Source organism: Campylobacter concisus (assembly GCF_002913045.1).
Taxonomy (GTDB): domain Bacteria; phylum Campylobacterota; class Campylobacteria; order Campylobacterales; family Campylobacteraceae; genus Campylobacter_A; species Campylobacter_A concisus_AP.
Genome location: NZ_PPAF01000038.1, coordinates 108,293 through 132,710, shown reverse-complemented (window position 1 = coordinate 132,710; position 24,418 = coordinate 108,293). Strand labels below are relative to the sequence as shown.

The following is a 24,418-nucleotide window of genomic DNA, read 5'->3' as shown; positions in this document are numbered from 1 at the left end:
ATGACATTACTTTCTCTTATAAATTTCCACTCGTTCTTTTAAAAGATCTGTTTTTAAATTTGGCAAAGCGCTAAGCTCGTCAAAAAGCACAAAAAGTGGGTGCTACGATTTGAAGCTACCATCTGACTAAGTGTAGTTGGTGACGAGGTTTTTGCCCTTTATGCTGGCTAAGCTTAGCGGTGATGTCAGACATTTAAAGCCCAAATTTATAAAAGCCAAATTTAGGCTCAAGGGCTCAAATTTGGCTAGAAATTTTTAGTTTTCAGAGATAAGGGTCTTTTTCTTACACTTTGTGCACTCTATAAATGTACCTTTTTTAAGCTCTTTTTTGATCATATCGCCGCCACATTCGTCGCATTTTTGCTCAACTGGCTCGTAGTTTGAGATGAAGTCGCATTTTGGATAGTTGGCACATCCATAAAATTTACCGCGCCTGCTAAATCTCTCGACGATCTCGCCGCCGCATTTTGGACATGGCACATCAAGCTTTTTAAGCTCACGTTTTGGCTTAGCTGCCCCAGTAGTGCTGGCCTCTGTACTCTTTTCATTATCTTTTGCGACGTTTCTTGAGTATTTGCATTTTGGGAAATTTGAACAAGCGATAAATTCGCCGTATCTACCTTTTCTAAGCAAGAGCTCGCTTCCGCAATCTGGACACTTCTCACCGATTGGAGTGGCTGTTTTTAGGCTTTTTATGCCAGTTTTTCCAGCACTAATTTTTTCCATAAATGGATAGTAAAAGTCGCTTAGCACCTTTTGCCAGTCGGCCTTGTCAAGTGCGATTTCATCGAGTTTTTCTTCAAGATGTGAGGTAAATTCGCTATCAACTATATTACTAAAGTGCTCCTCCAAAACGCCTATCATGCTAAATGCGATCTCGTTTGGTATGAGCTGCTTTTTCTCGACTCTCACGTAGTCTCTTGAGGTTAGCAGCGTGATAGTCGGTGCATAGGTACTTGGGCGACCGATACCTAGGCTCTCTAACTTCTTAACAAGGCCAGCTTCTGAGTACCTAGCTGGTGGCTCGGTGAAATTTTGCGTGCTTTTTATGCTTTGCAAGCTCATCTCGTCGCCCTTTTTTAAATTTGGCAAAATTTTATCCTTATCAAGCTCGCCATAAACTTTGTAAAAGCCGTCAAATAGTACCTTTCTGCCGCTTATCTTAAACTCGCCTTTTTCGCTTTCGACATAGACGTTTTGCGTTTGGCTCACACATGCGCTCATTTGGCAGGCTAAAAATCTATTGTAGATGAGTGTGTAGAGTTTGAGCGCGTCTTTTTCTAAAAATTTAGCTGCAATTTGCGGTGTAAAGTTTAAATTTGTAGGGCGGATCGCCTCGTGGGCTTCTTGTGCGCCTTTTGAGCTTGTCGTGTAGCTTATCGCTTTGGCTGGCAGATACTCTTTGCCGTAGTTTTGGAGGATGTGCTCTCTAGCTGCCGCTACGGCCTCTTTGGCTAAATTTAAGCTGTCTGTTCTCATATAGGTGATCGCACCCATGAAGCCTTCGTTTGTTTGCACGCCCTCATAGAGGCTTTGTGCGATCATCATCGTCTTTTTAGGGCTAAAGCCAAGGCGGTTGCTCGCACTTTGCTGAAGTGTTGAGGTCATAAATGGTGGACTTGGCTGTATCTTTCTATCCTTGCTCTCGATCTCACGGACGCTAAATTTCTCATTTTGTAAATTCTCTATAATGTATTTTGCGCGGTCTGGGTTTTGGATAGTTAGCTTTTCGATCTTTTGGTTTTCAAATTTAACTAGCTCAGCGTCCAGATCTTTTTTGAAAACAGTGTCAATAGTGTAGTATTCAACTGGCTTAAATGCCTGGATTTCACGCTCGCGGTCAACTATTATCTTTAGTGCTGCACTTTGCACACGTCCAGCGCTTAAGCCTTTTTGTATCTTTAAATTTAAAAGCGGGCTTAGCTTGTAGCCAACGATGCGGTCTAGCAAGCGCCTTGTTTGCTGGGCATTGACGCTGTTCATATCGACGTGTCTTGGGCTTTTTAGAGCGTTTTGTATGGCGCTTTTGGTGATCTCATGAAATACGATGCGAGGTAGACTGGTTGGCTCTTTGCCGATGGCGTTTGCGATATGAAACGCGATCGCCTCACCCTCTCTATCCTCATCGGTCGCGAGATAAATTTCATCTGCAGCTTTGGCAAGCTCTTTTATCTCTTTTACGATGGCGGAGTGATCACTGCTGATGCGATACTCTGGGGTAAATTTATCATCTTCTATCTTGATACCAAAGCTTGTTTTTGGCAGGTCTCTGATGTGACCTTTTGAGGCGATGACATTGTAACTTTTATCTAGAAAATTTTTGATAGTCTTTGCTTTTGCAGGAGATTCCACGATGATTAAGCTTTTCATTATATATAGCCTTTGATTTTTTTGGCGTAATTGTAGCAAAAATAATTTTTAAAGTATCAAGGCATAAAAAATCAAATCCGTCTTCATTATTTTAAAAATTTTTTCATTCATGCCTATAAAGTTTTTAGAAAATTTCACGATATAGTTTTCGTGCGACATGAAGTCGTAACTAAAAAAAATTAAAAGGATTTACAATGAGTTTTCGTATTAATACAAACGTAAACGCACTTAACACACACGCTAACGCAGTTAGCAACAACACTGACCTATCTAAGTCACTTAACAAACTTAGTTCTGGTCTTAGAATTCAAACAGCTGCAGATGACGCTTCAGGTCTATCTATCGCAGATAGCTTAAGAAGCCAAGCTTCAGCTCTAGGTCAAGCTATTGCAAACGGTAATGATGCTATTGGTATCATTCAAGTTGCCGACAAAGCTATGGACGAGCAGCTAAAAATTCTTGATACTATCAAGACAAAAGCTACTCAATCAGCTCAAGACGGCCAAACAACTCAATCACGCCAAGCATTGCAAGCTGATATCGTTCGTCTAATGGAGGAGCTTGACAATATCGGTAACACTACTTCATTTAACGGTCAGCAACTACTAAACGGAACATTCTCTAATAAAGAGTTCCAAATAGGTGCTTATTCAAACCAAACTGTTAAAGCAAGTATTGGTGCGACTACATCTGACAAGATCGGTCTTACACGTTTTGAGAGTTCAAAACTACTTACTGCTATGGGTGAAGTAAAACTTAAATTCCTTAACGTTGATGGCGTAAACGATGTAGGTGTTACATCTGCTGTTGTTTCAACAGGTATTGGTAAAGGTCTTGGTGCACTAGCAGAAAATATCAATAAAGTTGCTGATAAAACTGGTGTTAGAGCAACAGCTGATGTTACTTGGAGAGCAAGTGCCTCTATCGCTGGTGGTCAAATCAAGTCTTTAACAATAAATGGTGTTAAAATAGGTGACTTAGAAGTTCAAAAAAATGATGCTAATGGCGCACTAGTAAATGCTATCAATGCCGTAAAAGATCAAACAGGCGTTGAAGCTTCAGTTGATGCTGAAAGCGGCAAAATGGTCTTAACAAGCCGTGATGGTCGTGCTATTGTTGCAACTGGTGGAGATATCTCAAAAGGTCTTGGTGGCAAAGGTAGTGGTGCCAAAGGTACAGCTATTAGTGGCTTTGTTGGAAGACTAAACCTAGTGCGCCTTGATGGTAGAGATATCAAGCTAGATGCTGGCGGCGTTGCAAACCTATCAGTAGCATTCTCAGCAAATGGTGGCGCTCAACAATCTATCTCTTTAAGAGATGTAAGAGGCCAAATAAAAGGTGAATTGGCGACAGCTATGGGCTTCCAAAGAATGAGTGGAGCTTTAACAGTAGCTCAATCTGCAGGTGTTATGACACTTCGCGGTGCGATGGCTGTTATGAGTATCGCTGAGTCAGCTCAAAAAACACTTGATCAAGTTCGTTCAGACCTTGGTTCAGTTCAAAACCAACTTCAAGCTACAGTTAATAACATCACTGTAACTCAAGTTAACGTAAAATCAGCAGAATCACAAATCAGAGATGTTGATTTTGCTAGCGAGTCTGCTAACTTCTCAAAACATAACATCCTAGCTCAATCAGGTGCTTATGCTATGAGTCAAGCAAACAGCGTACAACAAAACGTAATGAAGCTTCTACAATAGTAGGAGCTGAGTGAAGTTTCCTCGAAAACGTAATGAAGCTTCTACAATAGTAGGAGCTGAGTGAAGTTTCCTCGAAAACGTAATGAAGCTTCTACAATAGTTTCATTAAGGTTTTAGATAGAGGCTTTGTCGCAGTAACAAAGCCTTAAGAGTGTTAATGCTTTTACAATACGCAAACCCACGCCCCAGAGTTTAACTTTGGGGCTTTATCTACTAAAAATAAATAGTAATGTATCTATTTTGTCTTTGCTCTAGTGGTTTATAATGGGTTGTGTTATAAATTTATAATTGTGACAGAGGCTTACTAAAACTAGTAAGCCAAATAAAAAGATCGTAAGTAAAATAATTCTACTTACAAATTAGCTTATATACTCAGTATAAAATTTTCTTTTGCTTTTCCTATCTCATTTTTAGTTATTAGTTTTCTCTTTTTTAGCTCAGCAACAAGTGCTTTTGAAGCTTTTTTAGTAACTTCGATGTCGGCATTTAGTCCGCCAGCTGCGGAGAACATCCAGTACTTGTGCATATTTACCCACATAAGAAGCTTGTTGGTTTTTTGGATGGTTGTGTCACTTGGTGCTACAGAAATTTTTGCAAGCTCAAGTTCTTGATAGTAGACTGAAATTTGCAATATATTATCTACATATTTTTGATAATTACGTTTCGCGATTACATCTTTTAGTTTATCTATCTTTTTTGTTATCTTAAGAAGCTCATCAAAGTGCTTTTTTTCTATTTTATTTTCTTTATTGAGCTCAAGCAATTTATCTATACTAGGCACTACCTCCAAAAAGACTTTTTCTATTTGTTGTTTGACTTCACTTTGAGCTTTTATTTTTGCAAGTATGACTTTATAAGCTTTTAAAAGGTTTTTATTTACTGTCGTTTCACTGTCTTTTTTGATATTAGGCAGTTTTTTAATCTCTTTGCCTTTGCAAAGCTTATGCATTACTTCTAAAAACGGCTTTTCTATAGTGCCTTCTATTCTAGCACCACCTTCGGTACAGTTATATGATTTTATATTCTCTAAGCTTGATTGGGCGATGTCATTTTCAAACTGATTTTTAAATAGAGTCCAAACATATGTTGTTTTAACCTCTCCCTCTCCGCCATAGGCTTTAACATATAAATTTTCATCCGCTTGCGCAAAGGCGTGACCTTTTGCATGGCTCGCCCCATCTTTACCAAATGCTAGATCCTGTCCTATGAAAACGATATTTTTATGTCCTAAGACATAGGCTAGCTGATAGGCCATGTTTGCACAACTATGCCCCACACCCAAATATCCATATCTTTTTAGACCAAACATATACTCCTCTTGTTGAGGTCTCATAGTTAGTACTAGTTTTCTTGGCAAGATATTTTTAATAGTTTGCTTGTGTGTAACTGAGGCAACAATAAAGTGTATATTGTCATCAATATTTGGATGTTTTTTTTCAAAAAAACTAGAAGTTGGTTCTATTCTTTCAATCGACATTACATAATCAGGCTTGATATCATGCCTTGCAAGGATTGGATAAGAGGCATCAACGCTTATAATGCTAACATATGGAGCAAATTTTTTAAGCGTATTAAGCTGTTTATCTAGGCTTGGGCCAGTTGATACAATTATAGCTGTATCCATAAGACCATATCTTTTTTTAACAAGACTTGTGTAGCAATAATTGCTAATCATGGGCACTAAATTTTCACAATTTTGTCTTGTGCCTAATAAAAGATCGTCTATGCTATTGCCGTGAGCAACTACTATTTGAGAAAATGCTCTTGTAATCTCTTTATTTATTCTTATGTAGTCCTCTTCAAATTGATCATAAAAAGGCATATGGATCATAAGATTATCATAGGTTTTTGCATATGAGTTTAGTTTCGCTTCCGTAACCAGATAATAAAAATGTGTATAGGTAGCAAATTTTGAATAAAAAAGTATTATCTGTCTACTTTCTAGTTCGCTTGATAGATCAATAACGTTTAAAACAAGATATATGATCTCGATCTCTGGCTCTATGACTACGATTTTTTGGTGTGTTTCATTTTTTGCTAATGCTTTATAGAGTACGCCATTGCCCAGTCCATAAAAAAATAGTATCGGATAACGTTTGTAGTCACTTTCTATATCTTCAAGTAGCTTTAAAATATCTGCTCCAGGATTTTCATAGATATATTTAAAAGTATGTTTGTTTATTAAATTTATATCAATTGGATCTTTTCCTATAAAAATTTCATAGTTTTCATTACCTGCAATAGACCAAAGCCTTGCTGCTAGAATTTCATCTTGTTGAAATAGTGCTTGAAGATTTTTTTGAAAGATAGGATTTTGGATATTTGATACATTATCTTTAGATGGTTTTGCCTTTTTATTAGATGCCTTATCGTTTTTATTGTTCATATCAGATCCTCCTTTGTTATCCTATCACTAAATTTTATATCTCTTTTTGCTTTTTTGCCCACTAGCTCTTTTATAAATTTAGGGTGCAAGCCATATCCTGGACGCACACTCCTTACATTTTGCTCGCTAAAAATTTCACCTTTTTTTATATCTGCGCTTGCATAAAGTGAGCGTGAAAATCTCCTGTTTAAAACCGCTTTTTCATCTAGTTCATAATTCACCACGCCCAAAAGCTCTTCAGCCTCTCTAACGCACTTTACCATAAGAGTAAATTCGCTCTCATCTAGGCTAAATGCGCTATCAACGCTTTTTACGCTTTTATCAAGTATAAAATGCTTTTCAATTATCCTAGCACCCAGGCTAACCGCAACAACTGGGGCTGTCACGCCTAATGTGTGATCTGAAAAGCCGACCTCAACGCCAAATTTCTCTTTCATATCAGCTATCGTTTGTAAATTCATACCATTTAGCGGTGCTGGGTAGCTTGAAGTACACTTTAAAAGAGCAATATCGCTATTGCCTGCATTTTTACAAATTTGCACCACATCTCTTATCTCTTCTTCATAGGCTATGCCAGTTGAGATGATAATGGGCTTGCCTTTTTTAGCTATAAACTCTACAAAATCATAGTCCGTTACCTCAAAACTTGCGATCTTGTAAGCTGGCGGGTTAAACTGCTCTAAAAAGTTGGCGTCATCCTTGCAAAATGGGCTTGAAAAGCAGACAAGCCCTTCTTCTTTTGCTACTTTAAAAAGCTCAGCGTGCCACTCTTTTGGCGTTAGCGCCTCTTGATAAAGCTCGTATAAATTTCTCCCATCCCAAAGTCCGCCCTTAATGACAAAGTCGTCCAGGTGTGAATTTAGAGTCAAACTATCAGGTGTATATGTCTGAAGCTTTATCGCGTCAGCTCCAGCGCGCTTGGCTGCCTTTATCGTATCTACCGCCGTTTTTAGGCTGCCGCTGTGATTAGCGGAGAGCTCTGCTATTATAAAGACCTTTTTGTCTGTATCAAAATTTCCTATTTTCATCCGTTAGTCCGTTTTATTTTTAAGCTCAAGATAGCTAAACTCACCATCTTTTGCATAGATCTTAAAGCCAAAATTTTCATAAAGTGCGAGCGCTTTTTCGTTACTATTATAAGCTTTTGCCTTTAGCGAGCCAACCTTTAATGTAAAAAAAGCGTAGTCTTTTATGAGATCAAGCAACTTTTTGCCCACTCCTTTTAGCTCCGGGTTTTTATAAACGCCAAATTCGCAACTTTCTTTCGTTATATCAACGAAGCTCACCACTCCGATAAATTCACCCTCATCTTTTACTAAAAAATAGATCTTATCTTGAATGCTCTTTAATCTCTCTAAAAAAGCAAAATGCTCCTCTTTGCCAACACTTTTGTTTTTCATAAATTTGGCTATACGCTCGTCATTTCGCCACTTTAAGACCATCAATTTTTGCTCGCCACTAAGCGAGGTAAAATTTATAAGCTCAAGCAAATTTCATCTCCCCAGTAAGCCTCATATCCATTTTCTTTTAGCCAAGCAAATATCTCTTTTTGATTGTCTGCTACGCAAATGGCTTTAAATTTAGCTCTCAAAACATAAGCTTCATTTACAAGCGAGCTTGCTGTTATGATGAGTATTTTGGCTTCATTCATCAGCCTTGCTACTTTTTTACTATCTACAAAAAGGCTAAAATTTTCATTTTTACTTGATAACTCTTTTAGTGCGCTTAAGTTTTTATTTCCACTAGTTGTTATGACGGCTGTTTTTAGTCCTTTTAAGAGCAGTTTTTCTGAAATTTTTGCACTTAGCCCTGAGATATCAGTGCCTCCAAGAATAATAGCGTAGTCATAAATTTTATCCCTTTTTACCTGCGCTTCTTCATAAAACTCATCTCTAACCAGCAAAAACTCGCTTCCGCAAAAAACTTCGCTATCTTTTTCTACCAGCCCCTCATATCTTGCCTTTTGCGCATATAAATTTACATTTAAAATATAGTCTGCAAAATGTTTTTCGTAAGTGTCGTCAAATGATAAAATTTTAACGCCGGTTTTTTCTTTTATAGCTCTTTCGTCTTCAAAGCTAAAGCCGTAGTGGTCGATGATGAGAAGCTCAAATTTATCATCTTTTATAAGTTCACAAAGTTCATCTATCTCGCCACTACTTAAACTAAATTTAGGGTAGTTTATCTCATTAAAAATGTCACCATCTAGCCTCAAAGATGCAAATGAGATGTCGTTAAATTTTTTAGCAAGCAAAAGGTCTCGCCTGATGTGCCCATGCCCTATCTTGCTGCTACTATCAGCGCGCACGAGCGTTTTTAGCAAGAGGAGTCCTTTAAATTCTTTCAATCAGATCTTTCCATTATTTATCAAATAAAGCTTCTTAGCAAACTCAAAATCCTCTAGCGTGTCGATATCGCAGACTAAATTTCTTGGCAGCAAATATGCCTTTGAGTGTGGCGCAAACAAAGCACTGCACTCCAGCCAAGCCTCTTTTTTGCCAAAATAAAATGCCCCAGCGTCATGAAACGCAGGCTCAAGATCTTGCGAGCGTGTCTTTTCAAACTGAGGATAAAACATGCTAACGCTAGCGTTTTCATCAAGTTTTATCGCCCTTTGTATAGGAAAATCGAACGCAGTCGCTGAAAATAAAAATTTACACTCCTGCTTTTTAAACTCTCCTGCAGCCTCTTTTAAAATTTCAGCCGTTATGAGCGGTGCTGTGGCATAAAGGCAGCAGACATCACTAAAGCCAGAATTTACGCGCCCTATCGCGTCTTTTATCACGTCAGTGCTTGTCGCGTAGTCATCGCTTAGACTCGCCTCTCTAAAAAATGGCACGCTAGCTCCAAATTCTCTAGCCACATTTGCGATCATTTCATCATCGGTGCTTACGATCACTTCGCTAAAAACTTTAGAATTTAGCGCGGCCTCAATGCTATATGCGATTAAAGGCTTGCCTAAAAAGTCTTTTATGTTTTTGCCAGGTATCCTCTTGCTGCCGCCTCTTGCTGGGATGATACAGATCATTTTTACTCGCTAAAGCTTTTTAGCACGTCAAAAAGCATGCTTGCAACAAATTTAGCATCATCCACGCTCATGCCATGGTGGCAAGGGATACTAAGCTCGGCGCTATAAAATTTCTCCGCATTTGGCAGCGAAATTTCGCCAAGTAGCGCTTTATAAAAGCTAAATTTATATGTTGGCTTATAGTGCACCTGCACACCAACGCCTTTTTGCAAAAGTGCTTCAAAAATTTGCTCTTTTTTATCCCAAAATTTCTCATCCAAAAGCACTGGATATAGGTGCCTTGAGCTAGTTGTATTTGCTGGGATATTTATAGTTTTAAAATATTCACACCCGCTAAATTTCTCATCATAAAATTTAGCTATCTCATTTCTTTTGGAGATAAAGCCGTCCAGCCTTTTTAGCTGGCTAAGCCCCAAAGCGCAGGCTACGTCCGTGATCCTGTAGTTGTATCCAAGAAGGCTCATGTCGCTATCCCAAAGCTTTGTTTTAGCGATGCCGTGGCTTCTATATAGTCTTGCTAGTCTTGCAAGCTCATTGTCGTTTGTAGCAATCGCGCCGCCTTCAAGCGTTGTGATAGGCTTTACTGGATGAAAGCTAAATATGCTAATATCAGCCTTAACGCCCACTTTTACGCCATTTTGCACGCTACCAAGGGCGTGAGAGGCGTCGTCTATCACTTTTATGCCGTGTTTTTTGGCTAAATTTATGATCTTATCTAGCTCTACTGGGTTGCCACCATAGTCGACTGCTGTTATCACTTTTGTCTTTGGCGTGATAAGAGCTGGAATTTTCTCTTCGTCGATGTTGCCATTTGCTTTTACGTCGCAAAATTTCACCTGTGCTCCAGCCATCAAAGCTGCATTTGCAGTGGCTGCAAAGGTGATGGGTGTCGTGATCACTTCATCGCCAGCCTTTACGCCAAGGCTAAGATAGGCTACGTGAAGGGCCGAAGTGGCTGAGTTCATAGCGATCACGTGCTTTACGCCAACATACTTTGCCAGCTCCTCTTCAAATTTACTGACCTTTTGGCCACCTGTTAAGATGTCATCTTTTAAGGCATCTGTGACTGCCTTTATGTCCTCTTCTGTGATCTGCTGACGGCTGTAAGGGATCATTTAGCATCTCCTATCATCTCAAGAAGGCCTGCTCTATCGAGCCAAATTTTATTTGTATTTGAGCTATATTCAAAGTCTTCGCTAACTGGTTTGCCCTTTTGATGAAGAGCATTTGTCGAGAAGTCTTGCGCTGTTAAAAACTGGATAGACGGACTAATAACGTAATAATCATCAAATTCGTATGTAAGATGCGCATCATCTCTTGAGATCATCATCTCATGCATCTTTTCACCTGGACGAATGCCTACGATCTTTACGCCAAGCTCTGGTGCAAGGGCTTTTGCAAGATCCACCATCGTCATCGATGGGATCTTTGGTATGAAAATTTCACCGCCTTTCATCCTCTCAAAATTTTTAAGGACGAAATTTACACCTTGCTCAAGCGTGATCCAAAATCTTGTCATCTTCTCGTGAGTTATAGGAAGCTCTTTTTCACCTTGTGCGATTAGCTTTTTAAAGAGTGGCACTACTGAGCCACGAGAGCCAACGACATTTCCATATCTTACGACGCTAAATCTTGTCTTTTTATCCCCAACAATGTTATTTGCAGCAACAAAAAGCTTGTCACTTGCTAATTTTGTGGCTCCATATAAATTTACAGGGTTGCATGCTTTGTCAGTCGAGAGAGCGATTACCTTGCTAACGCCACACTCCAAAGAGGCATCGATAACGTTTTGAGCGCCGTCAATATTTGTTTTGATGCACTCCATTGGATTATATTCTGCGATTGGTACGTGTTTCATCGCAGCTGCGTGGATGACGTAGTCTATGCCATTCATCGCGGTTCTTAAGCGCTTATAGTCCCTCACATCGCCTATAAAAAAACGCATCGCCTTGTCTTTAAAGACTTGTGCCATTTCGTATTGTTTTAGCTCATCGCGTGAGTAGATAACTAGCCTTTTTGGCTTGTATTTTTTTAACAAAATTTCGGTGTACTTTTTACCAAAACTTCCTGTTCCGCCGGTGATTAGTATTGATTTATCATTAAACATTATTGCACCCTTTACTAACTATTTTTGGGGTATAAATAGCTAAATCTAAATTGTATTTTATAAAAATTTAAGCAAAAGCTATGCCAAATTTTTAAAATTTATTACAAAAGTTTTTACCTTTCTAGATTCTATTTCGTCAAATTTTAATTAATGTTTAGAGGAAATTATAAAAGCAGTATTTAAATTTAGCCTTTGCAAGGTCGCAAAGGCTAAAAAATTACTTCAAAATTCTTGGTAGTGTGATGCCTTCTTGGGCTTGGTATTTACCATTTTTATCAGCATACGTCACTTCGCAAGGCTCATCACCCTCGATAAATAGCACCTGCGCGATACCTTCGTTCGCATAAATTTTTGCAGGAAGTGGCGTCGTGTTTGAAATTTCTATCGTGATGTGCCCCTTAAATCCAGGCTCAAAAGGCGTTACGTTTACGATGATGCCGCACCTTGCGTAGGTGCTTTTGCCAAGGCAGATCGCTAGAACATTATCAGGCATGTTAAAGTACTCGATCGTGCGCGCCAAAGCAAAAGAATTTGGTGGCACGATACAGACATCACCCTTAAAATCGACCACGTTTTTTTCGTCGAAATTTTTCGGATCGACTACGGTTCCGCCGATGTTTGTAAAAATTTTAAACTCGTCTCCCACGCGGATATCGTAGCCGTAGCTAGAAACACCGTAGCTAACCACGCCGCGTCCGACTTGCTCCTCGGCAAACGGCACTATCATATTTTTCTCAACCGACATTTTTCTTATCCAAGAGTCTGACTTTAAACCCATTTTTGCTCCTTTTTTGGGCGATTATAACGATTTACGTCTTTAAAGTAAATTTAATAAAGCGAATAAATTAGATGAAAATTAGTATAATTTTAACAGCAAAAATTAATAAAGGACAAAAATGCAAGAGAAAAATGCAGAAATTTTTACTGGCGAGCGTGTGATGTTTGGGGCAAAAAGTGTAAATTTTACAAACTGTATCTTTGAAGATGGCGAGTCGTCGCTAAAACACAGCTCAAATTTAAAGCTAAATGAGTGCGTTTTTGCCTACAAATATCCACTTTGGTACGCAAATGATATCACGCTAAATGGCGGATACTTAGAGCCTCTAGCAAGAGCTGGCATGTGGTACAGTGCAAATTTAAGCTTCAAAGACGCGCTCATCAACGCTCCAAAAAGCTTTAGAAAAAGCTCGCAAATTTCGCTAGAAAATGTAAATTTTTCAGATGCTAGTGAAACACTTTGGGGATGCGCGGGCGTTAGGATAAAAAATGTTTTTGCAAAGGGGGATTACTTTGGGGCAAATAGCGAAAATTTAGAGATCGATGGGCTAAATTTAGATGGAAACTACTGCTTTGATAGTTGTAAAAATGTCCATATCACAAACTCAAAGCTCATTTCAAAAGATGCATTTTGGAACTGCGAAAACGTGACCGCGCAAAATTGCCTAATCTCAGGTGAATATCTAGCTTGGAACTCAAAAAATGTAACGCTCATAAACTGCACGATAAAAAGCTTGCAAGCACTTTGTTACGTGGAAAATTTGATCGTAAAAGATTGCATTTTTATGGATACGAGTCTTGCGTTTGAATATTCAAGTGTCGATGTAAGCACAATCGGAGCGATAAAAAGTATAAAAAATCCAAAAAGTGGCGTGATAAGGGCAGCAAAGATAGATGAGATCATCATCGATGAAAATTTAGTTGATACTAAAGGCATTAAGATAATTATTACTGAAAAATAACTTAGCAAAAAAGAGTAACTTTGAGTTCTCGTTTTTGCTTCATAAAAAAATTTTTTATCTAATTTTCGCTACAATTAGACGCTTATATAAAAATTTAGGAGAAATTTCTATGAAAAAAGAAGATATAAAAGAGCTTATCGAATTTTTTAATGATATGGAGATGAATCATATCAAAATAAAAAGTGGTGATTTTGAGGTAGAGCTTGAAAAATTTTCAGATTATTGCGCGCCTGCTAAACCAGCAGCACAAGCGCCAGCTCCAGCACCTGTAAATGTTGTCGTTAATTCAGAGGTAAAACCAGCTGCAAACTCGCCAAAAGATAGCATAAAATCTCCTATGGTAGGTACTTTCTACGCTGCTCCAAGCCCAGGCGCTGCTCCGTTTGTAAAAGTAGGTCAAAGAGTAAGAAAAGGCGATGTAGTAGGTATCATCGAGGCTATGAAGATCATGAATGAAATCGAGGCTGAGTTTGACTGCCAGATCACTGAAATGCTAGTCTCTGACGGACAGCCAGTTGAGTTTGGATTGCCGTTATTTGGCGTGGAGAAAAATTAATGGAATTAAAAAGAATTTTAATCGCAAACCGAGGCGAAATCGCCCTTCGTGCTTTGCGAACGATAAAGGAGATGGGTAAAGAAGCCGTTGTAGTCTATTCAACCGCTGATAAAGACGCACTTTACGTAAAATATGCTGACGTAGCCATTTGCATCGGCAAAGAGCGCTCAAGCGATAGCTACCTAAATATCCCAGCTATCATAAGTGCAGCTGAGATCAGCGAAGCAGACGCTATTTTCCCTGGATATGGCTTTTTAAGTGAAAATCAAAATTTTGTTGAAATTTGCTCACATCACAAGATCAAATTTATAGGACCAAGTGTCGCTGCGATGGCTTTGATGAGCGATAAGAGCAAGGCAAAGCAGGTCATGCAAAGAGCTGGCGTACCAGTAATTCCTGGCTCAGACGGCGCTGTGGCTGACACAAAAGCTGCAAAAGAGCTAGCTAAAAAGATAGGCTATCCTGTCATCTTAAAAGCTGCTGCAGGTGGTGGCGGACGTGGTATGCGCGTGGTTGAAAAAGAGGCTGATTTAGAAAAAGCGTTTTGGTCTGCTGAAAGCGAAGCTATGAGCGCATTTGGTGATGGCACAATGTATATGGAAAAATATATCCTAAATCCACGTCATATCGAAGTTCAAGTAATTGGCGATAGCCATGGCAATGTACTTCACATCGGTGAGCGTGATTGCTCTATGCAGCGTCGCCACCAAAAGCTGATCGAAGAGAGCCCAGCTATTTTACTTGATGAAAAAACAAGAGAGAGGCTTCACGAAACAGCCATAAAAGCGGCAAAAGCGATCGGCTACGAGGGAGCTGGTACGTTTGAGTTTTTGGTTGATAAAAATTTAGACTTTTACTTCATCGAGATGAATACAAGACTTCAAGTTGAGCACACAGTGAGCGAAATGGTAAGCGGACTTGATATCATCGAGCTTATGATAAAAGTGGCTGAAGGTGAGGCACTACCATCACAAGAGAGTATTGAACTAAAAGGTCATGCGATCGAATGCAGGATAACAGCTGAAGATCCAAATACATTTACGCCGTGTCCTGGTAAGATCACAAAATATGTCTGTCCAGGTGGCCGCAATGTTAGAATGGATAGTCATATCTATCAAGATTATTCGATACCACCGTATTACGATAGTATGATTGGCAAACTCGTGGTTTGGGATACCGATAGAAATAGGGCGATCCATAAAATGAAAGTAGCTCTTGATCAGCTCATAATAAATGGTATAAAAACAACAAAAGATTTTCACATCGCTATGATGGAGAACAAAGACTTTTTAAGCAATAACTACGATACAAACTACCTTTCAAGACACTAAAATTTTTAAGTCAGGATTTGCAAAAAGGCAGATCTTGGCTTAAATCTATTAAAATTTTTAAGTTTATCTTAGGGGAAGTATGGTAAACAAAATCAAAGATCAAAATACAAAATTTTTCTCAGATGCCGACCTTGCAAAGCTATTTTTCCCTATTGCAGTTGAGCAGTTTTTAGAGTATAGCTTGGGGCTTGCAAACTCGCTAATGGCAGCAAGTGTTAGTGAAAGCGCTGTAAGTGCGATTAGTCTTGTGGAATTTGTCATGGCGCTATTTATTAGCATATTTACTGCTATCGCTACTGGCGGCTCAGTGGTTGCTAGCCAGTATCTTGGTAGTAAACAAAGTGGCAATGCCAAAATCACAGCAAATCAGCTCGTTTGGTTTAGTTTTATCTTTGCCCTTTTTATCGCAGTGGTCATCATAGTTTTAAAAGATATTATCCTAGATTATGTCTTTGGCGATATTGGAGAGCAAGTAAGGCATGATGCTAGCCACTATCTTGTTTTCTCGGCCATTTCCGCGCCATTTTTGGCTGTCTATGCAGCAGCAGCTGCGATCTTTCGCACAATGTCAAACGCGAAGCTTCCTATGTATATTATGGCGGCTGCAAATTTATTAAACGTACTTCTAACTGCCATTAGTATCTACACATTTCATACTGGTGTTTTAGGTATCGCCATAAGTACGCTTATAGCAAAGGTGCTTGCTTGCTTTGTTATAGTCTATTTGCTTCTTGATATAAGGCTAAAACTTCACATAAGAAAGAGCTTTATCTATAAATTTGACTACAAGATCATCAAGAAAATTTTAAATATCGGAGTGCCTTATGGTTTTGAAAATTCGATGTTTTATGTGGGTCGCATTATTGTTTTAAGTTTAGTTTCTCTCTTTGGTACGGCAAGTATCGCTGCAAATGCCGTGGGCGGGACGATCGTGATGTTTCAAGTACTTCCTGGTATGGCGATAGGAACAGGGCTTAGTGTGGTTATCTCAAGGTGTGTTGGCGCAAACGACTTTGCTCAGGCTAAATTTTACGTAAGAAAGTCGATGATAAGCATCTATATTGTCCAGCTTTTTAGCACAGCTGTGATTTTACTACTTCTTGAGCCACTGCTTAGGGTTTATAATCTCTCAAGCGAAGCCATAAATTTAACAAGGCAGATCGTCTGGTATCACGGTATCGCTATGTGTCTTATCTGGCCACTTGCCTACACATATCCAACCGTTTTTCGAGCAGCAGGGGATGCTAAATATCCGATGATTGTAAATTTAGTTTGTATGTTTGCTTGTAGAGTCATCTTGGCCTATGTCTTTGCACTCACATTTGATCTTGGCATGATAGGTACTTGGTTTGCAATGTTTGCTGACTGGGCTGTAAAGGCGGTGCTTTTTACGATTAGATACCTAAAAGGCACATGGATGAATTTTAAAGCTATTTAAAAAGAAATTTAGTAATATACAAGCGATTTTGTCGCAAAGGATAAAAAATGAAAAATATATTTAAATTTGGTGCAGTTTTGCTTATGGCAGCTCTTTTTGCTGGATGCGCGAGTGAGAGTTCAAGGGTTGTTGAGACTCCAAAAGTAGCAAGCTACGGCACAGTTTACAATGGTCAAAAAATTTCGGTTTCGATAGGTCGATTTAATAATCAATCAGCTTACCAAAATGGTGTATTTGCTGATGGCGAGGATAGGCTTGGTAACCAAGCTCAAAGTATTTTGATCACAAATTTACAGCAAAGCGGTAGATTTTTAGTGCTTGATAGATCAAATATGAAAGTGATCAAACAAGAGAGCGAGCTAAGTAAAACCGCTCAAAATCTAAAAGGCGCAAGATACGTGATAACCGGTGATGTAACCGAGTTTGGACGAAAAACTACGGGCGATCATCAGCTATTTGGCATACTTGGCAAAGGTAAGCAACAAACTGCCTATTCAAAGGTAAATTTAAATATCGTTGATACCAAAACAGCTGAGGTTGTCTATTCGGTTAGCGGCGCTGGCGAATACACTCTTTCAAACAGAGAGATCATAGGCTTTGGCGGCACAGCAGGATACGACTCTACGCTAAATGGCAAGGTTTTAAGCCTAGCTATTATTGAAGCAGTAAATAATCTAGTAAATGGCATAGAAAGTGGAGCATGGCAAGTAAAATAAAGCTTGGCAGCTTTGCGTTTTTTGTGCTACTTTTAGCGGGTTGCGGTCATTCAAACGCTCCAAGATCACTTTATTATTGGGACGGATCATATAGTAGCTCGCTATATAGCTACCTAAATGAAGAGGGCGATATAAACGAGCAAATTTCACGCTTAGAAAATTTGGTGCAGATATCAACACAAAAGGGCTATAAGATCGCTCCTGGCGTATACGCACACCTTGGACTTTTGTATCTAAATAATGGAAATTTAGGTGCTGCAAATGCAAATTTTGACAAAGAAGTAGAGAATTTCCCAGAGTCAAGGGAGTATATAAATTTCATCAAAGGCTCTAAAAATTTGACTCCAAAAAAAGTAGAGCAAAAAGAGGGGGCAAATAATGAAAAATAGCCTTAAATTTATAGCCTTTGCATTTTTAGTAGTATTTTTTACGGGCTGCTCTATAAAAGAGCCTGAGCCATACGACTACTCAGCATTTTTACAAAAAAGACCTCACTCTATCTTAGTGCTTATGCCAACAAACGATAGTACAGAAATTTCAGGCCCAGCAGCTGTTTTAGCAAATACAGTTGCACCACTAAGTGAGGCAGGATACTACGTATTTCCAGTAGCTCTTGTAAATGATACCTTTAAGCTAAATGGCATAACCGAGCCAAGCGAGATCGCAGCAGTGCCACTAAATAAGCTTGATAAAATTTTCCATGCCGATAGTGTACTTTACATAAACATAAAAGATTATGGTACGAGCTATGCGGTCATCTCAAGCTCTACAAAGGTTGTCCTTGAAGCAAAGCTTATCGATATAAAAAGTGGCGCTACTCTTTGGCAAGGCAGTGCCATAGCAGCAGAAGATAGCAGTAGCGGTCAAAGTAGCCTACTTGGTATGTTAGTCTCAGCTGTCATCTCACAGGTGGCAAATACCATCTCAGATAGATCATACGATCTAGCAGTAATGGCAGATGCTTATTTATTTTCAAGAGATTGCCATAACTGCATACTTTATGGACCATATTCGCCGTATTATGGCAAAGATGCACAGCTTCATAAAGATAGATAAATTTAATGAATACTCATCGTCTTGGGATACTCCTTACTTTAGTTGGCGGTATCCTTTGGGGATTTAGTGGGGTTTGTGGGCAGTATCTATTTTCACTTGGTATAAGTTCTGATTTTTTGGTGCCATATAGACTGATGCTAGCTGGCATTGTTATTGTGATTTTTTATGCTTTTAAAGAACCAAGTACCGTTTTTGCTCCGATTAAAGATATAAAGCTACTTGGTGAGTTTTTAGTCTATGCTTTGCTTGGGCTTATGATGACGCAGTACGCCTACTTTTACTCCATTGAGCTTTCAAATGCCGCAGTAGCGACTGTTATTCAATACACCGCGCCAGTTCTCATCCTAGCCGTCATCTGCCTAAAAGAGAAGCGAGCACCAAGACCACTTGAAATTTTAGCTCTGCTTTGCGCGATGCTTGGCGTATTTTTCCTGAGCACACATGCTCAAATTTCATCTCTTGTCATCTCGCCAAAAGCGCTATTTTGGTGCTTAGTTAGTGCCGTTTGTGTTTGTGTTTATAATCTTGCTCCAGCAAGGCTGAATGCTAAATATTCAGTCACTCTCACGCTTGGCTGGGGCATGGTTATGGGCGGAGTAGTGCTTGCTTGTTATATGAGAGTTTGGGATTTTGCTTGGCTTAATGGGATAAATCAATGGCTGGCATTTATTGCTGTTATTACGCTTGGCACCATTTTTGCATTTAGCTTTTATATGATAGGTGTTAAGCTCATAGGAGCAGCAAAAGCTAGTTTATTAGCCTGCATAGAACCACTAAGTGCAGCATTTTTTGGCTACTTTTGGCTTGGAACAAAATTTGTATTTTGGGATTTTTTAGGATTTGCTCTAATAATCTCTTGTATATTTTTACTATCAAAAAGAGAAAAAATATGATATTTCTAGCACAAACTGATACGACAGCTGGCTTTTTAAGTAAAGATTATAAAGAGATAAATAAGGCCAAAATGCGTGATGAGAATAAACCTTGTCTTATCACGACGGCAAAATTTAGCGTTTTAAATGAGCTTGTTAGAGTGCCAAAAAAGTATAAAAATTTTATACGCCGTTCAAGAAAAACTACATTTTTGTATCCAAATTTAAAGGCTATTAGAGTCGTAAAAGAGTGCGAGCACGAAAAATTTTTAGCTAAATTTGACTGGCTTTATTCAAGTAGTGCGAACAAAAATGGACAAAATTTTAATGAAGCTTGGGCTATGAGCGTGGCTGATGAAATAGTAGATGATCATTTTTTCGAAGATACTCCATCAAAAATTTATAAAATTTCTCGAAAAAAGATAAAGCGTTTAAGATAACTAGTGAATTTATACAGCCACCACCTTTTTAAACTCATCTAAATTTTTTAGCGCTTCATCTATGCCAATCAGCCAAAATTCGCACTTTGTCGTATCTTTTTTAAAGTGTTTTTTCATTAGCTCTTCCACGCTTTTTATGCCACACTCTATTAAAAATTGTTTATAAATTTTGCAAAATTTTGCTTCATCTTTTTTAAACTCACTTAGAAAGAATTGTGATAGCAGATAACCGACGCTATAAGGATAGTTGTAGATATAGTTGTCTGTTTTATAAAAATGTAATTTTTTGCTTTCTTGCTTGTAAAAGTCTCGCTCTGGCAAGCATTTTTAATCTACTTTTAGCTTTTTAGCGATATGATTCCGCAAATTTTAACAAAGGAAACAACATGAAAACTCTTGTGATTTTATCGCACCCAAATCTCGCCGCATCGCGCGTAAACAAAGCCTTATCTCAGGTAGCAAAGGCCGCAGCGGACGCTAAGGTGCGGCATTTGGAGGGGCTTTACGGCTTAGATATCGCGCGCATAGACGCCCGCGCAGAGCAAGACGCGTTAGCGGCTGCCGAGCGCATCGTATTTTTGTACCCGATGCACTGGCTAAACGTGCCGCCTATGCTAAAAGCCTATATCGACATCGTCTTTTCGCACGAGCTGGTGGGTTCCGGCGCGCTTAAAGGCAAGGTCTTGCAGCTTGCGCTAAGCGTCAGTACTCCGCTTAGCGAATACTCTAAACAGGGCGCGATCGGCTTTAGCTTGGATGAAATTTTAACGCCGCTTAAGATCGCGGCAAACTACTGCGGGATGGAGTTTGCCGTGCCGTTTATTAGTAGCGGATTTGAGCCGGGCGAGTTTGGCGACGATGCCGTAGATGCCGCAGCTGCGCGCTTTGGCAAGCTTTTACGAGGAGAGCTAAGCCCAGGCGAATATCAAATTTAGCCTCGTCTTTTGCGACCGCGAGTTAAAATTTCGCGACAACAACGTGGCTAAAAGCATTGCAATACGTCTGACTGGTACGTGTTATACGATGTTTGCGTGATATTAAAAAATACGTTTTTTAGTAAAATTTGCGCTTAAAACCGGAAGATCACGCATCAAGTAGTAGTGCCAAGCATGCCCCAGCTCATGAGCTTGCTGGATTAAGTGCGAAAGAGTATTCATGTAGGTGGTAAAAATTCTTGGTTGCTTAAATTTTGGCAAACTTACAAAAAATGCTCCGCCAGCTTTATTTTCTCTTACATCGCTTTCTATCCAGTGTTTGTCTATCATAAGCTCGATAAAACTATCTTCGCCCAGTGGTTTTAATGCTTTTTTGATGATTTTATAAATGAGATTGCTGCTTTTATGACTAAGATGCAAAAGATAAATATAAAATTTTAATATTAAGTGCGACTATTGTAGTGTGATTTAAAGCTAATTAAAATATTCAAAATACAAAAGGACGTAAATATTTGGTTTGGTAAAAATTCAAATGATGCCAGTAGCAACTTATTTTAGTATTTACTCCCTCGGCAGTCCGTTTTTATCAGACTTATCGCTGATTAGCTTACCCGCTTCGTCGTATTTTTTGGCGCGCACGAGCCTGCCGCGCACAAACTCCCCTTCGGCTTCGAGTTTACTATTTGCGTAGTAGTGGCGCGCCTCGCCGACCTCCAGCCCGTCCTCAAACATCACTCTGGCTTTTAGCTTGCCGTTTTCGTGATACTCCTCATATAGCCCGTGATAGCGCCCGTTTTTAAACATTACTTTTGCCGCCAGTGCCCCGCTCTCGTAGTAGTCCAGCCCCGCGCCCGTTTGGCGGCCGTCTTTGTACTCGTATTCGCCTCGTAGCTTGCCGCTTGGGTAATATTCGCGCGCGACGCCGTCCTTTTCGCCGTCTTTGTAATTTTCTACCACGCGCGTTTTGCCGTTTTCGTAAAATCGCTTCCAAACGCCGTTTTTGCGGTCGTTTTTGTATTCGCCCGTCTCCTCTACGGCGCCGCTTTCGTAGTACCACGTCTCCGCGCCTTCTCGCTTGTCATTTTTGTAGGTTCGCTTGCCGCGGATTTTGCCGCTTTTGTAGTAGTCGACGTCCTCGCCGTTTCGCAGCCCGCCGACGTATGGACTGCGCGCGCTAACCTCGCCGCTAACGTAATAGTCGGTAAACACGCCCTCTCGCTTGTCCGCCTTGAAAAAGCCCTCCTGCTTTAACGCGCCGCCCTCGTCAAAGTAGTAGCGGCGGTAGAGCCCGTCGCGGACGTCATTTTTGTATTCGCTCTCGCCCATAAGCGTGCCACTATCTGCGTGGTAGTGCTTCGCCGTGCCCTCGCGGACTCCGTTTTTTAGGGGATATTCGTTTGAGGGTTTGTCCCTGCCGTCAAAATAGTCCCTGTATCGCACCGCCGTGCCGCCCTGTACGTCTATCTCGCGTATAAGAGTGGGCGGCAGCGGTTTTAGCCTCGGATAGACCATGCCCATCGCATTTACGCCGTATAAGTCCTCGACGCTGTATCGAAGCATCTTTAGCGTGCCGTCGTAGAGCTTGCCTTTTACGTAGTAAAGCCCGTTTTTTAGGCTCGCTTCAGGCTTCATTACGATTTTTGGCTCCAGTGCCTGCGCGCCGATGGCTAGAAGCGGAAGTAAAAATAGAAATTTTAGGATTTTCATGGTTTTTCCTGTTTTGTTTGATTTGGGTAATTTTAAAATTTGAAACTAAATTTAAGGTGAAGGCGCGATTATTTCGGATGAGTTAAATTTTAGAATTCGTATCAAATTTAGCCGTCTTTTAGCGCCTCCAAGATGACCGTCCACTCTTGTACTAGCTTTTCAAAGCTAAAATTTGCATTCGCCGAGCTAGTCGAGGGTAGTTTGAGGGGCGGTTTGTCCGTTGCGTTTAGAATTTGAGTTTTTAGGTATTTTTCGCAGATTTCGTGTGCCTTACCGCCGTTTGCGTAAACTTGCGCTATGCGAGCTCCGCTAAAAATCGGCTCCAAATTTGCAGGCTCAACGGCGGTCATTTTAGCATCGCTCGAGCCCTTTATCTTGCACGAGATCGCAGCGTCGTAGATGGCGATGCGGCTGGCAAGCAGGAAATTTATCTTTTCATCCGTGCTTGTAGGTAGCGGAGCGTTTAAAATCCCGGCCAGCACACGCCAAAAGCGATTTTGCGGATTTGCGTAATAAAAGCCCAACTTGCGAGAAACGACGGAAGGGAAGGAGCCGAGGATTAAAATTTTAGAATTTTTATCAAAAATCGGTTTAAAAGGATGGATTTGAGTTTTATTCATTTTTATGCATTTAAATATCTATAATATTTTAATTCTTAAAAATATTAGATAAAAATAATATATCGTCAACAACAATTTTTATAGTGAGAAAAATAAAATATAATGCAAAAAAACTTATAAAATTTAAGGCCATAATACTTTTGCATTCTAAATTTGACACATATACGTAAATCAAATTTATAAATAACGAAATGGATGATATAAGGGTAAGAAGCGCCGTATTATTGGCTAGAATTTCGGAATATTTTATATTTGTATTGGGTATATTTTTATTACTATCTTTTGTCAAAAGAGTTGACATTAAAAAAACCAAAAAAGCTATGATTATAGCAGTGACAGATACTAGCGATATTGCCACATTTTCATGTTTTATACAAAATTTGATCCCAAAAAACAACAATATGCAAGTTGGTATAAGAGGCAAAAATAACTTTTTAAAATAAAAAATCTTTGTATTCATATGAAGTTTTTGTCTATTTAATACATACTTTTTTATTACTTCAAACATATTAGATCCTTAAAAAATGAGCCAACCGTCCATATAAAGCATCATTATTTTGCGTACCAATTTCTATTCTTGCTGGTGCACTCCATTCGTTTGTTGTCAAGTCGTCCGAATAGCCATCAATAGAAGCGGTCTTGTTATTCATATCTTCACACTTTATGGAATATCTTTGAATATTGTCATTAAATTTCCCACGAAGCCAACTAAAAGCATTATCAAAAGTAGTATCTGCCTTGATTGAGTATTCTATTTTTCCAGAATTAATTATTTCAGCCCCATTATTTACCATATCCATATGAAATACTATTTTTTTGTTTTTTCTGGAATTATTAAAAATTTCTTCAAAATCCGTTTGGGAAAAATCCATGACTATTTCAAAATAGTCTCGTTGAATATTATGTCTCAAAAAATATCTATCAAAAATTTCATGAATAACACCATATAAAATTTGCTTAGAAATAGAATGATATTTATATTCCGTAGCAATTTTTGCCATATTGTCATAAGATATAATAAAAATATCAACAAAATCAACTAGGCCTTGATGTCCGTTTAAGCTACCTATAGTACTCCAATCTTGTAAATCCACTATAGTTTGACCTTCTTTTGTTTTTGTATAAACCAAGCGAATCTTATATATTAACCTATTTGTAGCGGGTATATTATAAACAATTGTTGGCTTTGTATAAGTTAGTATCAATTTTTCAAAAGCAGCATTATAAAAATTATATTCATGCAACTCTGTAAAAATATCAAAATTTTCATTATTTATATTTATTTGCATAAAATCATCATCTGATATTTGTATATCAAATACATTGTTTTGTATATTATCATTTTCTCTATATTTAAACGCATATCTTTCAAAAAGCATTTTTACTATCCTTAATATTACAGTTGATTATAGCAGAA

At 39.0% G+C, this 24,418-nt stretch carries 26 protein-coding genes; 12 read left to right on the top strand and 14 right to left on the bottom strand.

Going from position 1 to position 24,418, the window contains the following annotated elements:
• Window positions 1-255 precede the first annotated feature (255 nt).
• A complete protein-coding gene (topA, locus tag CYP43_RS07855; RefSeq protein ID WP_180998672.1) occupies window positions 256-2,373 on the bottom strand; it encodes a type I DNA topoisomerase in 2,118 nt (705 codons plus the stop codon).
• Between the two features lie 191 nt (window positions 2,374-2,564).
• On the opposite strand from topA, the gene CYP43_RS07850 reads away from it, so the two are divergent.
• Window positions 2,565-4,070: a flagellin B gene (locus tag CYP43_RS07850; RefSeq protein WP_103583145.1), complete on the top strand. Its 1,506-nt coding sequence runs from the start codon at window positions 2,565-2,567 to the stop codon at window positions 4,068-4,070.
• Window positions 4,071-4,434: 364 nt separating this feature from the next.
• Here CYP43_RS07850 and CYP43_RS07845 read toward each other — a convergent pair whose 3' ends face one another.
• The 8 genes from CYP43_RS07845 to dcd all read right to left on the bottom strand — a co-directional run bounded on the left by CYP43_RS07845 (window position 4,435) and on the right by dcd (window position 12,369).
• On the bottom strand, window positions 4,435-6,456 hold the full coding sequence (locus tag CYP43_RS07845) for a motility associated factor glycosyltransferase family protein (RefSeq protein ID WP_103583144.1): 2,022 nt from the start codon (window positions 6,454-6,456) through the stop codon (window positions 4,435-4,437).
• Complete coding sequence (gene pseI / locus CYP43_RS07840; RefSeq protein ID WP_103583143.1) at window positions 6,453-7,484, bottom strand: pseudaminic acid synthase; 1,032 nt, start codon at window positions 7,482-7,484, stop codon at window positions 6,453-6,455. The genes CYP43_RS07845 and pseI overlap by 4 nt, the downstream gene beginning before the upstream one ends.
• A gap of 3 nt (window positions 7,485-7,487) precedes the next feature.
• Window positions 7,488-7,946, bottom strand: a complete 459-nt coding sequence (gene pseH / locus CYP43_RS07835; protein WP_103583142.1) for a UDP-4-amino-4,6-dideoxy-N-acetyl-beta-L-altrosamine N-acetyltransferase — start codon at window positions 7,944-7,946, stop codon at window positions 7,488-7,490.
• Window positions 7,931-8,803 carry a UDP-2,4-diacetamido-2,4,6-trideoxy-beta-L-altropyranose hydrolase gene (pseG, locus tag CYP43_RS07830; protein ID WP_103583141.1) on the bottom strand — a complete coding sequence of 291 codons (873 nt, stop codon included), beginning with the start codon at window positions 8,801-8,803 and terminating at the stop codon, window positions 7,931-7,933. Before pseG ends, pseH begins: the two co-directional genes overlap by 16 nt.
• Window positions 8,804-9,484 carry a pseudaminic acid cytidylyltransferase gene (pseF, locus tag CYP43_RS07825; RefSeq protein ID WP_103583140.1) on the bottom strand — a complete coding sequence of 227 codons (681 nt, stop codon included), beginning with the start codon at window positions 9,482-9,484 and terminating at the stop codon, window positions 8,804-8,806.
• 2 nt (window positions 9,485-9,486) lie between these two features.
• On the bottom strand, window positions 9,487-10,599 hold the full coding sequence (pseC, locus tag CYP43_RS07820; RefSeq protein WP_103583139.1) for a UDP-4-amino-4,6-dideoxy-N-acetyl-beta-L-altrosamine transaminase: 1,113 nt from the start codon (window positions 10,597-10,599) through the stop codon (window positions 9,487-9,489).
• Window positions 10,596-11,591: a UDP-N-acetylglucosamine 4,6-dehydratase (inverting) gene (gene pseB, locus CYP43_RS07815; RefSeq protein WP_103583138.1), complete on the bottom strand. Its 996-nt coding sequence runs from the start codon at window positions 11,589-11,591 to the stop codon at window positions 10,596-10,598. The genes pseC and pseB overlap by 4 nt, the downstream gene beginning before the upstream one ends.
• Window positions 11,592-11,808: 217 nt before the next feature.
• Window positions 11,809-12,369 (bottom strand): dCTP deaminase, encoded by a 561-nt coding sequence (gene dcd, locus CYP43_RS07810; protein ID WP_021091674.1) that lies wholly within the window; start codon window positions 12,367-12,369, stop codon window positions 11,809-11,811.
• A gap of 118 nt (window positions 12,370-12,487) precedes the next feature.
• Between dcd and CYP43_RS07805 the strand changes: the two genes are divergently transcribed.
• The 9 genes from CYP43_RS07805 (at window position 12,488) to CYP43_RS07765 (ending at window position 19,739) form a co-directional block, all read left to right on the top strand.
• On the top strand, window positions 12,488-13,330 hold the full coding sequence (locus tag CYP43_RS07805; RefSeq protein WP_103583137.1) for a DUF3737 family protein: 843 nt from the start codon (window positions 12,488-12,490) through the stop codon (window positions 13,328-13,330).
• A 109-nt stretch (window positions 13,331-13,439) separates the two neighbouring features.
• Window positions 13,440-13,886 carry an acetyl-CoA carboxylase biotin carboxyl carrier protein gene (gene accB, locus CYP43_RS07800; RefSeq protein ID WP_084041901.1) on the top strand — a complete coding sequence of 149 codons (447 nt, stop codon included), beginning with the start codon at window positions 13,440-13,442 and terminating at the stop codon, window positions 13,884-13,886.
• Window positions 13,886-15,217, top strand: coding sequence for an acetyl-CoA carboxylase biotin carboxylase subunit (locus CYP43_RS07795; RefSeq protein WP_072595397.1), 1,332 nt, complete (start codon window positions 13,886-13,888; stop codon window positions 15,215-15,217). Before accB ends, CYP43_RS07795 begins: the two co-directional genes overlap by 1 nt.
• A gap of 79 nt (window positions 15,218-15,296) precedes the next feature.
• A complete protein-coding gene (locus CYP43_RS07790; protein WP_103583136.1) occupies window positions 15,297-16,655 on the top strand; it encodes an MATE family efflux transporter in 1,359 nt (452 codons plus the stop codon).
• Window positions 16,656-16,702: 47 nt separating this feature from the next.
• Window positions 16,703-17,371, top strand: a complete 669-nt coding sequence (locus CYP43_RS07785; RefSeq protein WP_103583135.1) for a CsgG/HfaB family protein — start codon at window positions 16,703-16,705, stop codon at window positions 17,369-17,371.
• Window positions 17,356-17,760: a DUF4810 domain-containing protein gene (locus tag CYP43_RS07780; RefSeq protein WP_103583134.1), complete on the top strand. Its 405-nt coding sequence runs from the start codon at window positions 17,356-17,358 to the stop codon at window positions 17,758-17,760. Before CYP43_RS07785 ends, CYP43_RS07780 begins: the two co-directional genes overlap by 16 nt.
• Window positions 17,750-18,427, top strand: a complete 678-nt coding sequence (locus tag CYP43_RS07775; protein WP_103583133.1) for a DUF799 domain-containing protein — start codon at window positions 17,750-17,752, stop codon at window positions 18,425-18,427. The genes CYP43_RS07780 and CYP43_RS07775 overlap by 11 nt, the downstream gene beginning before the upstream one ends.
• A 5-nt stretch (window positions 18,428-18,432) precedes the next feature.
• Complete coding sequence (locus CYP43_RS07770) at window positions 18,433-19,320, top strand: DMT family transporter (RefSeq protein WP_103583132.1); 888 nt, start codon at window positions 18,433-18,435, stop codon at window positions 19,318-19,320.
• Window positions 19,317-19,739, top strand: coding sequence for a Sua5 YciO YrdC YwlC family protein (locus tag CYP43_RS07765; protein ID WP_103583218.1), 423 nt, complete (start codon window positions 19,317-19,319; stop codon window positions 19,737-19,739). Before CYP43_RS07770 ends, CYP43_RS07765 begins: the two co-directional genes overlap by 4 nt.
• A gap of 9 nt (window positions 19,740-19,748) precedes the next feature.
• Here CYP43_RS07765 and CYP43_RS07760 read toward each other — a convergent pair whose 3' ends face one another.
• Window positions 19,749-20,060 (bottom strand): hypothetical protein, encoded by a 312-nt coding sequence (locus CYP43_RS07760; protein ID WP_103583131.1) that lies wholly within the window; start codon window positions 20,058-20,060, stop codon window positions 19,749-19,751.
• Window positions 20,061-20,125: 65 nt separating this feature from the next.
• Between CYP43_RS07760 and CYP43_RS07755 the strand changes: the two genes are divergently transcribed.
• Complete coding sequence (locus CYP43_RS07755; protein WP_054197179.1) at window positions 20,126-20,674, top strand: NAD(P)H-dependent oxidoreductase; 549 nt, start codon at window positions 20,126-20,128, stop codon at window positions 20,672-20,674.
• A 102-nt stretch (window positions 20,675-20,776) separates the two neighbouring features.
• Here CYP43_RS07755 and CYP43_RS07750 read toward each other — a convergent pair whose 3' ends face one another.
• The 3 genes from CYP43_RS07750 to CYP43_RS07740 all read right to left on the bottom strand — a co-directional run bounded on the left by CYP43_RS07750 (window position 20,777) and on the right by CYP43_RS07740 (window position 23,001).
• Window positions 20,777-21,094, bottom strand: a complete 318-nt coding sequence (locus CYP43_RS07750; RefSeq protein WP_054197178.1) for a hypothetical protein — start codon at window positions 21,092-21,094, stop codon at window positions 20,777-20,779.
• A gap of 141 nt (window positions 21,095-21,235) precedes the next feature.
• Window positions 21,236-22,381 (bottom strand): toxin-antitoxin system YwqK family antitoxin, encoded by a 1,146-nt coding sequence (locus CYP43_RS07745; RefSeq protein WP_103583130.1) that lies wholly within the window; start codon window positions 22,379-22,381, stop codon window positions 21,236-21,238.
• Between the two features lie 107 nt (window positions 22,382-22,488).
• Window positions 22,489-23,001, bottom strand: a complete 513-nt coding sequence (locus CYP43_RS07740) for a DNA-deoxyinosine glycosylase (RefSeq protein WP_103583129.1) — start codon at window positions 22,999-23,001, stop codon at window positions 22,489-22,491.
• A 191-nt stretch (window positions 23,002-23,192) separates the two neighbouring features.
• Here CYP43_RS07740 and CYP43_RS09535 point away from each other — a divergent pair, with 191 nt between their 5' ends.
• The gene (locus CYP43_RS09535; RefSeq protein WP_141090594.1) at window positions 23,193-23,444 is read left to right on the top strand and encodes a hypothetical protein; all 252 of its coding nucleotides are present in this window, start codon (window positions 23,193-23,195) and stop codon (window positions 23,442-23,444) included.
• A gap of 66 nt (window positions 23,445-23,510) precedes the next feature.
• On the opposite strand, the gene CYP43_RS07730 is transcribed toward CYP43_RS09535, so the two are convergent.
• Entirely contained in the window at window positions 23,511-24,380 is an 870-nt protein-coding gene (locus tag CYP43_RS07730; RefSeq protein WP_103583127.1) for a hypothetical protein, read from the bottom strand.
• Between the last annotated feature and the right edge of the window lie 38 nt (window positions 24,381-24,418).